Here is a 12,418-nt window from a genome sequence, read left to right as displayed (position 1 = left end):
CCTTCTTCCTGTTCCACGTGGAACCACGCGCGGCATCGCGCATGAGCCAGCCACGTTCGTCCAACGCAGCCATGCACTCCCTCGTTCCTTCTTCGCTGGGCACGATGAAGGGACGAGCCACACGCCGCATCCGTTCGTTCCCTCCTCCCCGCTCCACGTGGAACAGCAAAGGGTCCGCGCATGAGCACGTCGCGCCCGTTCAACGGGACCACGCGCTCGCGCCTTCTCGCTCAACAGGGAACGGCGATGGCACCGCGCTTGAGCAAGCCACTCCGGTCAGTACGACGGCCTGCACATCCATCTTCCTGTTCCACGTGGAACGGCCCGACCAAGGTGGATGGGCGCTCATCGAAGCCGTGTGCTCGCAGCTCCCCGCGCGCCGTGCGGCGCGAGCACCTGGATGAGCACGCGAACAGCTGACGACCGCTTCTGAGGTGGAGCGCTCCACAGTCGACGTGAAACGAGCGCCAGGTCGAAGACGAGGTCAGTCGCTGGCTGGGCCCGCGAACAACTGACGCCCGCCACCGACGCTCCGCCCCCCGGACCACGCGATGTCCCGAGCATGAGCACCGGCGCCGCCAGTCCTCCCTGATGACGTGTGCAGAGATGCCCGCGCTCAACACTGATGGGGCCTGAGCCACACCCACGACCAGACGTGTCCTCCACCACGACGCATGGGCATGCCGAGCGTCCCGTTCCACGTGGAACGGGAACCTGGACCCGTCACGAAAGCGAACGGCATCCGCTCGTCAGATGCCGTGCTCGCATCCACATCGCTCCGGTCATCGACTCCGCAGGCATCCAGGTCGGGCGCCGCGCGCATCCACCGCGAGGCCATGCTCGACGCCCACTCCCATCACCGTGCGGTCCGTCCAGAGCAGGCACGCGCCCACTCATGTCGATGCGACCGCCTGCGCATCGCGGCTCACGGAGCGCTTCCATGTCGAAGCCAGTGCCACCACGGTCCGCGTGAAGCATGAGCCCGATGAACGCGCGCCGGATGAGAGCCCTCACGAGAAGTGGCGCGGCCATCACGCAGCACCGTTCGCCTGTGCCTGAGCCAAAAGTGCCGCTCGCTCGCGGAGCCACGGCGACATGCGTGACGTGGTCGCCGTGACGAGTGCTCCCCTCCCCTCCCCTCCCCTGCTCCACTTGGAACGAGCCCCATCGATCCAGCCGCTGAAGAACCACTGTCCCCGGCGGCCTTCGCTACGTCCCCAGGGGCTGTCCCAGGATGACGAAGTGCAGGCGCGCACCACACCAACACCTGGACCCGAGTCAGGCGCCCGCTTCACGCGGACCATCACGACCTGAACTGGCGCCATGCCGCGCATCGCGCGCATGAACCTGCGAGCTCGGTCACCGCACCGGTTCGCGAGCAGCGCGGTCAGGCACCAACATGCAGCCGGACTTGGAGGCCCACAGAAAAGCGAGCCACGGCCCCCACCGGTGACGCGCGGGCGCATGAGCATCACGAAGCCTCAAACAGCACCGCGCACGAAGTAGCCGAGCGCGAAGCTCCATCCCGGGTGTCTTCGTCACCTCAAGTCGGCCCTCAGCTGAGCGCAGTCGGGGAGACTTCGCGCGCCTACGAGACGGCATCACCGAGTCGAACATGCGATGCATCTCCATCCATTCGACTGCCTCGAAGCCCCACGGACTCAGACCGCTCCGCAAAGGACGGGCGCGTCGTCCCGTGTGCACGAAACCGCGGCGAGCATGCACGTCGTCGTCACCCCATCCCAACTGGCATCAAGTCCCCCGAGGCGCCGTGTCACGACATTCGCTCGCGCCCGAAGCGCGGACTGCCCCAACTCCGGGCGCACGGATGCAGCGTTCAGGATGACGAGCCCGCCGGCAGCATCAACGACGTGGGCCTCTTCCGTGCGATGAAGACACCCCGTTCGGAGAAGACACGCCGACCAGGCGCTGGCTTGGCTGCCCGGTCAGCGAGGGCTTCAACTTGGCCTCTCTTCACGGACATCACCTTCGACAGACTCCATGCATCCGACGGCACGAGCGTTGTCCTGCCTGCCCGAGGGAGGTGAGCCGGCCGTGTCCACCCAATGCTCCATCAACAACCCGCGCCTCGACATGCACCTCGATGGACCGTGACGCGGCCGTGTTGGCGCATCATCCAACCACCCGTCGGCCTGCATGCGGCGACCCACATGCAGCGCAAGCTGCACAACGATGCTCTCGAGACGCTGCGAGCAAGATCATGCGCCGAGCGACCGGCCTGCAGCTCAGGTTGCCGGCCTTGCTTCCGAGCCACTGCAAACAAGGACGTGCACCAAGCAGGGCCACGTCCCCTCCCCTGCTAGCGCCTCGGGAGTCAGGGAAATCGGCGGCGGCTCAGCTGCCGTCGCGAGTTGCTGGACACATCAGAAGGCACGCTGGTGGAGGTACAGCTGCAAGCTTCGCAGGTGCAGTCCCCAATGGGTCTCGAAGCCAAAGCGGAAGTGCCAGAGCGCATCTTCTTCGCTCGTGTTTTCCCAGCGGAAGAGGACGCTGTGCAGGTCCATCGCGATGTCCGTGAGGTCGTCGATGGCGTCGCCGATGCTGAGCTCGGACTCCCCCACCTTGTCCACGATGTGCAACGCCTCGTTGTACAGGCCGAGGGCGGGAAAGAGTGGCGCGATGCACTCTCGCAGGGACCAGTAGTCGGCACGAGGCGCGTCCGGATGCTTCGTCTGGTCGAATGGGACGGCGGCAAAATGGTAGGCCAGCGCGAGCCGGTCCAGGGCAGCACGCAGCGCTCCCTCGCGGTCCTCAATGTGACTCTGCTCGTCGAGAACTCCGACGAAGCGCTTCACTGCCTCGAGGATGTCCTTCCGGGTCATGGAGTTGCTCCGCACTGGGAGAGCGCGCGGTGCTCTTGTCGCGAACGCATACCGAGCTCCTTGTGAGGGCGCACGGCGGCGGCGTCGCGAACCCAAGCCGACAACTGCGCCAGAACGTGGGAGGCCGATGGCAGCTCGTTGGCGTACACGTCCTCGCACGAGTGACGGTACATACGGAGCCTGCTCTGACTGGGGTTCCCGGTGGAGGAGCCTGTCGCGATACAGCAACGCTCGCTGCCACCCTGGACGCACGAATGATGCGCCCGCGTCGTTGTGAGCAAGCGCCTGCTGATCCAATCGACATCGACGATTCAACGCCAACGCGGGGCATGAGTTGGGCGCATCCAGTTCGACACGCCCACCCCGCACACTCGAACAGGACTCACGGATGCGGAGCCACGGGCTCCACGAAGTACGTCTCGTACTCATCCTGACGGATGACAGCCCAGTCCTTCCGCGCGGCGTCCTCATGGGGCGGCGTGCCGCGGAACTCGACGTAGTACGACTGCTTGTGTGCACGCTCTTCGAGGATGCGCGCGAAGCACGCCACGTGCGCGCGCTCGGGCGACTGCGCGACGTCGTAGCGATTGCCCGTCTCATCCATGCGCGTGAGCACCCAGCCTTCACGCGGGAGCGGAACCCCGGCGTCGGCTCTCCATTCCACGACCTCGTCCTTCAACCCCAGGTGGGCCAGGGCGTGGTCGACTTCCAGGGGTTCGATGAAGACGAGGAACCGGTCGGCCTCTCGCATCGAGACGACCACCAACTCGAGCCCACACTCACTGCGCCAACCCCAGTGCGCCTCCTGGAAGCGGCCGTCATCCCGAGTCACCACGCGATGTGGCGGGCCCCACTGGCGCTCGAAGCCGGAGCGCGAGGCCTTCAACGTCACGGCGTGAGCGTTGCGCTCGAACAACCAGACGTGAGGACGGTCCGTCGGAAGCGGCTGCATGCGTGGCACCTCCGCCGTGAAACCTAACGAGGCCCCTGGCTCGCGCCACCCTCCCCTCCCGGTGGGATGCGCGCCGCCGAAGTCACTCGGCAGCCTCGTGCATTCCCGGGATGAAACACCGCCGTGTCACACCGCCCGGAATCACCCACGGGCCGGCGCGCACGGCGGCACGCCCCTCCCCTACTCCTTGGCGAACACCGCCACCTGGCGCTCGGCACCGGAGAACGGCAGCCGGTACGCCCGCGCGGACACGACGCGCAGTTGCCGCTCCGCCGCGCGCGCCGCCAGCTCCGCGTCCGTCTGCGCCTTGCCGAGCATCGCCACCACGCGCCCGCCCGGCTCCACATACGCGGGCGCCAGCGCGAGCCAATCCGGCAGGTCCATGAACGCGCGCGCAATCAGCACCTCGGCGCGCGGAATCCCTTCCGTCTCCGGCTGGCCTTCCGCGCGCGCGTGCAGACCGCGAACACCTTGCATGCCCAGGCTCGCCGCCGCGGCCTTGATGAACGCGACCTTCTTGCCCACCGTGTCCACCAGCGTGACGCCCAGCGCGGGCAGCGCGAGCTTCAATGGCAGACCCGGGAAGCCCGCGCCCGCGCCCAAGTCCAACAACGTCGCCGCGCCCGTCACCTCCGGCAACACCGCGAGCGAATCCAGGAAGTGCTTCTCCAGCACCTCCTCCGGCGCCGTAATCGCCGTGAGGTTCACCTTCGCGTTCCACTTGAGCAGCTCGCTCATCAACCGCTGGAGCCGCGGCCCCAGGTCCGCCGCCACCGTCACTCCCAGCGCCCGGCACCCCGCCGCGAGCTGATCCTCGAACCGCGCGTTATCCACAAGCCCTCCGCGTCAAACCTACCTGCAACCCACTGGAATCATTCAGGAGACGGGAAGCCCTAAAGTTTCCCACACCTTGTCCACAGCCCCTTATTTGATCAATCCTCGGACTGCGAGCAGACTGCGGGCGCCTCTGTTCCGCGCTTGAGCGCCACCAGCAGCAGCGACACCGCGGCGGGCGTCAGCCCCGGAATCCGGCGAGCCTGTCCCACCGTCCCGGGCCGATGCGCGGTCAGCTTCTCCACCGCTTCCGAACCCAGTCCCCGCACCTCATGGAAGCGGTAGCCCTCCGGAATCCGCCACCGGTCCGTGGACTCCGCCTCGCGCGCCGCCGCCCTCGCGGCCTGGGCGACGTAGCCCTCGTACTTCACCTCGACCTCCACCTCCTCGGCGACGTCGCGTGACAGCACGGGCCAGTCCTCGCGGCCTTCGCCCAGCTGCGCGTACGTCACCTCCGGCCGCCGCAGCCGCGCCGCCAGCCCGGTGCGCTTCAGCCGAGCCACCTCCTCCGTCACCGCGCGGCCCCGCGCCTCCACCCGCTCCAAGGCCTCGCGCGGCAGCAGCCCCACCCGGTGCCCGTGATGGGCCAGTCGCAGGTCCGCGTTGCCCTCGCGCAGCTTCAGCCGGTGCTCGGAGCGGCTGGTGAACATGCGGAACGGCTCGTCCACGCCCTTGGTCACCAGGTCATCCACCAGCACCGCGCCGTGGGCCTCGTCGCGGCCTGGCAGGAACGGCGGCTCGCCCTTCACCTGGAGCGCCGCGTTGATGCCAGCCCACAGGCCCTGGAAGGCGGCCTCCTCGTAGCCCGAGGTGCCGTTGAGCTGCCCCGCGAAGTACAGGCCGGCAATGGCCTTCGTCTCCAGCGTGGCCTTGAGCTGCGTGGGCGGCGCGTAGTCGTACTCCACGGCGTAGCCGAAGCGGACCACCTCCACCTGCTCCAGCCCGGGAATGGTGCGCATGAAGGTGAGCTGCACGTCCGCAGGCAGGCTCGTGGACAGGCCCGCCGGGTACACCAGCGGCGACGTGGGCCCCTCCGGCTCCAGGAACACCTGGTGCCTCTCGCGCGAGGCGAAGCGCACCACCTTGTCCTCCAGCGACGGGCAGTAGCGCGGCCCCCGGCCGACGATGTCCCCCTGGTACAGCGGCGAGCGGTGCAGGTTGTCGCGCAGCACCGCGTGCGTGCTCGGCGTCGTCGCCGTGAGCGCGCACGTCACCGGGGGCTGACGGGGAAACGGCATCCCGCCCTCCCCTTCCACCTTCGTCCGCCAGGAGAAAGGCCGCACGAGGGTGTCCCCCGGCTGCGGCTCCAGCGCGTCCCAGTCGATGCTCGCGCGCGCCAGCCGCGCCGGCGTGCCTGTCTTGAAGCGGCCCAGGGTGAAGCCCAGCGCGCGCAGCGACTCCGACAGCCCGCGCGCCGCGTCGTCACCCAGACGGCCGCCGACTTCCTTCTGCTCGCCCACGTGCATCAGCGCCTGGAGGAAGGTCCCCGTGGTGAGCAGCACCGCGGAGGCGGACACCTGCGTGCCGTCCCCCAGCACCACGCCCTCCACCCGGCCTCCGCCAGCCACCAGCGCGGCGACTTCGCCCTCGCGCACCGTGAGGTTCGGCTGCGAGAAGAGCACCGCCTGCATGCCGACCGCGTAGGCATCCCGGTCGCAGAGCAGGCGCGAGGCCTGCACCGCCGGCCCCTTGGAGGCATTCAGCGTCTTGAAGTGCGTGCCCACCTGGTCGGCCGCGCGCCCCATCTCTCCGCCGAGCGCATCCAGCTCACGCACCAGGTGGCCCTTGGCCGTGCCACCCACCGCCGGGTTGCAGCTCAACACCGCCGAGCGCTCGCGCTTCAGCGTCAGGCCCAACGTGGCCAATCCCATCCGCGCGCAGGCGAGCGCCGCCTCACTGCCCGCATGGCCCAGCCCCACCACGATGACGTCGTACCGGAGTCCCATGTCTCACGAAGGTCGCGGGCGACGCGGGCAGGCTGACCTGCCCCGCCGCCGTTTCGCGCCTTCGTATGGCGCCCAACCCGGGCCCTTGGCAAGCAAAGGCCCTTGGAGAGCGGGAGGGCGCCCGGTGGAGCGAGCGCCCTGCCCTGCCCTCGTTCGAGAATTTACGGAAGCGCGCGAGGCAGGCAGTGGGAGGGGTTGAGGCGCTGTCTGCCTCGCGCGCACCGGCCACCTGGCGGAAGGTCGGGCCCGGCTTTCGAGCCGGACCGCGCCCCCCGTTCCGGGCGGCAAAAAGCCAAATCGTCGCGTGGGGAGAAAGGAATGGCGCCGCCCGCCCCCCCGGGTTGACGGCACCTCCCCGCTCAACGGACCCGAAGGCCCGCCCCACGCTGGCGCGGCCCCTGGCCCCCATGGCCCTGGCACCGCGCTTTTCCCCCGCGCGCGACGTCACATCTCCGCCGCGCGCGGGGGAATCGGGTGTCGCGTACACGGGTGGGTGGACTCGCTCCGTGCGGTGAGGGCGCAGTGGCGAAATCAAGCTCGGGCCGCCAGGGCCCGACACCTTCGTGTGCGCGACGGGAAAAGGAATAACCCGGGGGTCTGACATGCCAGTGGCCGCCCACGAGGCTGCTCGCCCGTGGTGTGTACAGCCATGGCGTTCCCTTCCAGCAACCGTGCTTCTGGGTGCGCGGCACATTCACGGTGCGGAGGCGGGGAGCCGGTTATTCGCCGGGGCTCGGCCCTCGGCCCAGGGAGTCCATGACCACGCCTTCGACCCAGTCCACTGAGAAGGGCACACTCGGCCTCGAGTTGCTGCTGGGAACGCTGACCGCGTTCGCACCGCTCTCCATCGACATGTATCTGCCGGCGCTGCCGCGCATCGCGGAGGACCTGCAATCCACCGCGCCCGCCATCCAGCTCACGCTCGCGTCGTGCTTCGCGGGCTTGGCGCTGGGCCAGCTCTTCACGGGGCCGCTCATCGACCGCTTCGGGCGCACGCGTCCGCTCTACGCGGGCCTGGCGCTGTACGTCCTGGGCTCGCTCGGCTGCGCGCTGGCACCGTCGGCGACCATGCTGGTGGCCATGCGCTTCGTGCAGTCGCTCGGTGGCTCGGTGGCATTGGTCGTTCCACGCGCCGTGGTGCGCGACTTGTGGTCCGGCGCCAACGCCGCGCGGACGATGTCGCGGCTGATGCTGGTCATGGGCGTAGCGCCCATCCTCGCGCCGCTGCTGGGCGGAATGGTGCTCCAGTACTCGGGATGGCGGGCCATCTTCGTGGTGCTGGCGGCGGTGGGCGCGGTGGCGCTGGCCTTCGTGCTGAAGTCGCTGCCGGAGACGGCGCCGCCGCACGTGGCTTCGCAGACGATGCGCTCCCGGCTGGGTGCATTGATGAAGGACCCGGACTTCGTGGGCCCCGCACTGGCCGGAGGCTTCGCGCAGGCGGGCATGTTCGCGTACATCGCGGGTTCGCCGTTCGTGTTCATCTCGCTGTATGGCATTCCGGAGGAGCACTTCGGCTGGTTCTTCGGCGTCAATGCGATGGGGTTGATTGCGGTGGCGCAGCTCAACCGCAAGCTGGTGACCCACCTTCCGCTGCACCGGCTGCTGCGTCTGGCATTGAGCCTGTGCGTCGTCGCGGCGGTGGCCGTGCTGGCGGTGGCGTGGACCGGCTTCATGGGCCTGTGGGGCATCGCCGTCACGCTGTTCTTCTTCGTGTCGGCCATGGGCCTGGTGGGACCCAACGCGGCTGCGATTGCGCTGGAGCGGCATGCCACGCGCGCGGGCATGGCGTCGGCCGCGCTGGGCGCGCTCCAGTTCACCGCTGCGGCCGGCGCGTCGTGGGCCGTGAGCACGTTCAACAATGGCACCGCGATGCCCATGGCCGGAGTCATGGTCGCCATGGCATTGCTTGCGTGGCTCGCCGCGTTCTTCGGGCTCCGGGTGCGCACGCGCCAGCAGGAGGCAGGGGAGGGTGCCCAAGCGCACGGGTCGCGAATCGTGTCATCGTCCTCCGCGCCATGACTTCCACCTCGCGCACCGTCCAGGGACCCACGGGCCAGCTCGCAGTCACCGACACTGGCAATGGTGGCCTCCCCGTCGTCTTCGTCCACAGCAACGCCTCCCGGCGTGAGCAATGGGCCTCGCAGCAAGCACATTTGAAGCAGCGCTCCGTGTCCTTCGACCTGCGTGGCATGGGCGACTCGGAGCTCGACGCCCAGGGCCGCTACGGCGCCGAGGACATGGCCCATGACATCCACGCGGTGGCCACGGCCCTGGACCTGGAGCGCTTCGTCCTGGTGGGCCACAGCTTCGGCGGCTACGTCGCGGCGGAGTACGCCCGTGGCTGGCCTGAACGACTTGCCGGGCTCGTCATCGTGGATGCCGCGGGGACGATGCCACCGCTTCCGCCCGAACAGCTCCAAGGCTTCCACGAAGGCACACGGCCCGAGTCCTACCGCGCCTTCATGGACGCCTGGTTCACGCCCATCCTCCAGAACGCGAAGCCACACACGCACGAGTCGGTGATGCGCTGGCTCCATGCCACGCCGCGCGAGGTGGTGGTCGGCGCGCTGGAGAGCATGCTCACGTTCAATTCGGACCGTGTGCTGGAACGCTACAAGGGCCCTCTCCACACGCTCGTCGTTGATGCCTTCATCCAGCCCAATGCCTACCACCTCCTGTACCCGGGCACGCCGCACACCGTGTTCTCAGGTGTCAGCCATTGGCTGATGATGGATGCACCGGAGCGCTTCAACGCCGCGCTGGATGCATTCCTCGCCACACTGCCGCCCCAGTAAATCAAAAGCCCCGCGGCGCCACCGAGGCACCGCGGGGCTTGATTCCCTCACAGGAGTGACGGACTACGGCGTCACGGCGCGGCGGGGACCTTCGCGGCGGGCGCGGCCTTCTTCTGCGCGGTGGCGAAGTCTCCCGCGCGCACCTGCGTCACCTTCGTCCAGTCCAGGTGACGCTCCATGGCCTTGCGCACGTCCTCCGGCTTGAGCTGGGTCAGCTTCTGCTCCAGCGCCGCATCGAAGGCCAGCGTGCGGCCCAGGAACAGGTAGCTGGCGAGCTGCCGCGCGAGGCTGCCGTCCTGCGCCCGCGCCGATTGCCGGTACTCCAGGATGCCCGTGCGCGCCTTCTGCAGCTCCTCCGCCGAGTAGCCCTTCTGCACCGCGCGAGTCACCTCTTCACGCATGGCCGTCTCCAACCGGGCCGCGTTCTCCGGGGCGTAGATGGCATACGTGAAGAAGGTGCCCACCTCGTCGACGTCGCTCGCGTCCAGGCTGCTGGCCACGCCGTAGGAGAGGCCGTCCTGCTGACGGATGCGCGTGGCCAGCCGCGAGTTGAGGAAGCCGCCGCCCAACACGAAGTTGCCCAGCACCAGCGCCGGCCAATCCTTGTCGTCCTTGCGAAGCTTCAACGACTGGCCCGCCATGTAGTACGCGTTGGCCTTGTCCGGCGTCTCCAGCGCGACGGACGCGGACGCACCGCCGCCGAACACCTGCTGCACGCGCTGGTACGGCGCGGGGCTCTTCCAGTCGCCCAGCAGGGTGCCGGCGAGCGCCACGATGTCCTTGGACTCGAAGTCACCCACCACGGCCAGCTCGCCATTCGACGCGCCGTAGAAGGCCTTGTGGAAGGCGCGCGCTTGCTCCAGCGTGGTGTCCTTCACCCCGGCGATGCGCTCGTCCAACGTGGCCACGTAGTAGGGGTGGCCCTTCGGGTAGTGGCCCGACAGCGAACGCCAGAAGGCGATGTTGCCCAGCGTCTGCGGCTCACTGCGCTCGGACTCCAGCGACGCCAGCCGCTCCTGCTTCAGCATGGCGAACTCCTTCTCGTCGAAGGCGGGCTCGCGCATCACCTCGGCCACCAGCTTGAGGACTTCCGGCAGGCTGTCCCGCGGGCACTCGATGGAGACGGAGGCGCCGGTGCTGCCGCCATCCACGCCCACGCGCGCCTTCAGCTTGTCGAACGCGTCCTGGAGCTGCTGCCGCGTGCGCTTCTTCGTGCCGCGCATCAGCATGCGTCCGGCGTACTGCGCCGCGTCCGACTTGCCGCGCAGGGCCTCCTCGGTGCCCCAGCGCAGGGTGAGGGACACGTTCACCATGTTGCCGCGCGTCTTCTTCGGCAGCACCGCGTACTTCACGCCGCCCGGCAGCTCACCGCGCTGCACGCGCGACTCGATGTTGGCCGGTGAAGGGTCGAACGCCTCGCCCTGCGCCACGGCGTCACGGCCCTTGAAGCCCTCCATCATCTTCGCCACGTCCACTGGCGCCGGCAGCTCCGCGCGGTCCGGCTTCGGCGTGGGGATGAAGGTGCCCAGCGTCCGGTTGGAGGACTTGAGGTAGGCGGCCGCCACGCGCGTCACGTCCTCGGGCGTCACGGCCTCGATGCGGTCGCGGTGCAGGAAGAGCAGGCGCCAGTCACCGGTGGCCTCCCACTCCGACAGGTTGATGGCGACGCGCTCGGAGTTGTTGATGGTGAGATCGATGTACTTGGACAACGTGGCCTTGGCCCGGTTGACCTCTTCCTCGGTGAACGGCGTGCGGGACGCGTCCTCCACCGTCTTCAGCAGCGCCTCGCGGGCCGCGGCCACCGGTTGGTCGTCACGCATCTCCGCGCTGAAGACGATGATGCCCGGGTCGCGAAGCTGGAGGTTCGACGCGCTCACGCGCGAGGCCTTCTTCGTCTCCACCATCGACTTGTAGAGGCGCCCGGAGGGGTTGTTGCCCATGACCAGCGTCAGCACGTCGATGGCCGCGAAGTCGGGGTGCGCGCCTTCGGGCACGTGGTACAGGCTGGTGAGCAGCGCGGTGTCGCCCACGCGGCGCAGCTGCACCTCGCGCTCGCCGTCCTGCGTGGGCTCGGCGGTGTACGTGGCGGGCAGGGGCAGGCTGGGCTTCTTCAGCTTGCCGAAGGTGTCCTGAATCATCGACAGGGCCTTGGCCTCGTCGAAGCGGCCCGCCACCACCAGCATGGCGTTATCCGGCCGGTAGTACTTCCGGTAGAAGGCCTGGAGCCGGTCGATGGGGACGTTCTCCAAGTCGGAGCGCGCGCCGATGGTGGACTTGCCGTAGCTGTGCCAGATGTACGCGGCGCTCATCACGCGCTCGAAGAGGATGCCGCGCGGGTCGTTCTCACCGGACTCGAACTCGTTGCGGACGACGGTCATCTCGCTGTCGAGGTCCTTCTTCGCGATGAAGCTGTTGACCATGCGGTCGGCTTCGAAGGACAGGGCCCAGCGGAGGTTGGCGTCGGAGGCCGGCAGCGTCTCGTAATAGTTGGTGCGGTCCAGCCAGGTGGTGCCGTTGGGCCGGGCGCCGCGCTCGGTGAGCGCCTGGGGCACGTTGCGCGTGGTGGGCGTGCCCTTGAACATCAGGTGCTCCAGCAGATGGGCCATGCCCGTCTCGCCGTAGCCTTCGTGCTTGCTGCCCACGAAGTACGTCACGTTGACCGTCACCGTGGGCTTGGTGGGGTCGGGAAAGAGGAGCACCTTCAGCCCGTTGGGCAGGCGGTACTCGGAGATGCCTTCCACGCTCGTCACGGGGGCGAGCGCGCGGCCCTTCGCCTTGTTCTTCGTGACAACGGTCTGGGTGGCGGGGGCCTTGTTGGCGGCGGCGGGAGTCTGGGCCCACACTGGAGTGCCGGCCACCATCATCAGGGCCGCCACCAGGGAGAGCGGGGTACGACGCTTCATGCGGTCCTCGCGGGTCGTCTGGGAGTGCACCGGCTTCTAACCCGAGATGTCCCCCAGCCCATCCCGAACGGTGGCACTCCGAGCAACCCGGCGTCGCCGACGTGACAGCCACGGGCCGCCGTGCCTCCTCCGCCGCTCGGCGAGG

The 12,418-nt window shown here is 68.7% G+C and carries 7 protein-coding genes; 2 read left to right on the top strand and 5 right to left on the bottom strand.

Annotated features, from left to right (window positions below; all coding sequences use genetic code 11):
* Positions 1-2,384: 2,384 nt before the first annotated feature.
* The 4 genes from BLU09_RS20120 to mnmG form a co-directional block, all read right to left on the bottom strand.
* Positions 2,385-2,843: a DUF5063 domain-containing protein gene (locus BLU09_RS20120; protein WP_090491167.1), complete on the bottom strand. Its 459-nt coding sequence runs from the start codon at positions 2,841-2,843 to the stop codon at positions 2,385-2,387.
* 382 nt (positions 2,844-3,225) lie between these two features.
* A complete protein-coding gene (locus tag BLU09_RS20115; protein WP_244171881.1) occupies positions 3,226-3,795 on the bottom strand; it encodes a hypothetical protein in 570 nt (189 codons plus the stop codon).
* A gap of 180 nt (positions 3,796-3,975) precedes the next feature.
* On the bottom strand, positions 3,976-4,629 hold the full coding sequence (rsmG, locus tag BLU09_RS20110; protein ID WP_090491166.1) for a 16S rRNA (guanine(527)-N(7))-methyltransferase RsmG: 654 nt from the start codon (positions 4,627-4,629) through the stop codon (positions 3,976-3,978).
* A gap of 98 nt (positions 4,630-4,727) precedes the next feature.
* Positions 4,728-6,575 (bottom strand): tRNA uridine-5-carboxymethylaminomethyl(34) synthesis enzyme MnmG, encoded by a 1,848-nt coding sequence (gene mnmG, locus BLU09_RS20105; protein WP_090491165.1) that lies wholly within the window; start codon positions 6,573-6,575, stop codon positions 4,728-4,730.
* A 756-nt stretch (positions 6,576-7,331) separates the two neighbouring features.
* On the opposite strand from mnmG, the gene BLU09_RS20100 reads away from it, so the two are divergent.
* Both BLU09_RS20100 and BLU09_RS20095 read left to right on the top strand, forming a co-directional pair.
* Positions 7,332-8,594, top strand: a complete 1,263-nt coding sequence (locus BLU09_RS20100; protein WP_090491164.1) for a multidrug effflux MFS transporter — start codon at positions 7,332-7,334, stop codon at positions 8,592-8,594.
* Positions 8,591-9,370, top strand: coding sequence for an alpha/beta fold hydrolase (locus tag BLU09_RS20095; protein ID WP_090491163.1), 780 nt, complete (start codon positions 8,591-8,593; stop codon positions 9,368-9,370). The genes BLU09_RS20100 and BLU09_RS20095 overlap by 4 nt, the downstream gene beginning before the upstream one ends.
* Before the next feature lie 71 nt (positions 9,371-9,441).
* Here BLU09_RS20095 and BLU09_RS20090 read toward each other — a convergent pair whose 3' ends face one another.
* Positions 9,442-12,273 carry a M16 family metallopeptidase gene (locus tag BLU09_RS20090; protein ID WP_244171880.1) on the bottom strand — a complete coding sequence of 944 codons (2,832 nt, stop codon included), beginning with the start codon at positions 12,271-12,273 and terminating at the stop codon, positions 9,442-9,444.
* Positions 12,274-12,418 lie beyond the last annotated feature (145 nt).

It is taken from the genome of Myxococcus virescens (assembly GCF_900101905.1).
Lineage (GTDB): Bacteria > Myxococcota > Myxococcia > Myxococcales > Myxococcaceae > Myxococcus > Myxococcus virescens.
This window is presented reverse-complemented; position numbering and strand designations above follow the sequence as displayed.

Bases quoted from the DNA above. Each gene is read 5' to 3' on its own strand.
- BLU09_RS20100 (WP_090491164.1), top strand. From the start codon at position 7,332: ATGACCACGCCTTCGACCCAGTCCACTGAGAAGGGCACACTCGGCCTC.
- BLU09_RS20095 (WP_090491163.1), top strand. From the start codon at position 8,591: ATGACTTCCACCTCGCGCACCGTCCAGGGACCCACGGGCCAGCTCGCA.
- BLU09_RS20115 (WP_244171881.1), bottom strand. From the start codon at position 3,795: ATGCAGCCGCTTCCGACGGACCGTCCTCACGTCTGGTTGTTCGAGCGC.
- BLU09_RS20090 (WP_244171880.1), bottom strand. From the start codon at position 12,273: ATGAAGCGTCGTACCCCGCTCTCCCTGGTGGCGGCCCTGATGATGGTG.
- BLU09_RS20120 (WP_090491167.1), bottom strand. From the start codon at position 2,843: ATGACCCGGAAGGACATCCTCGAGGCAGTGAAGCGCTTCGTCGGAGTT.
- mnmG (WP_090491165.1), bottom strand. From the start codon at position 6,575: ATGGGACTCCGGTACGACGTCATCGTGGTGGGGCTGGGCCATGCGGGC.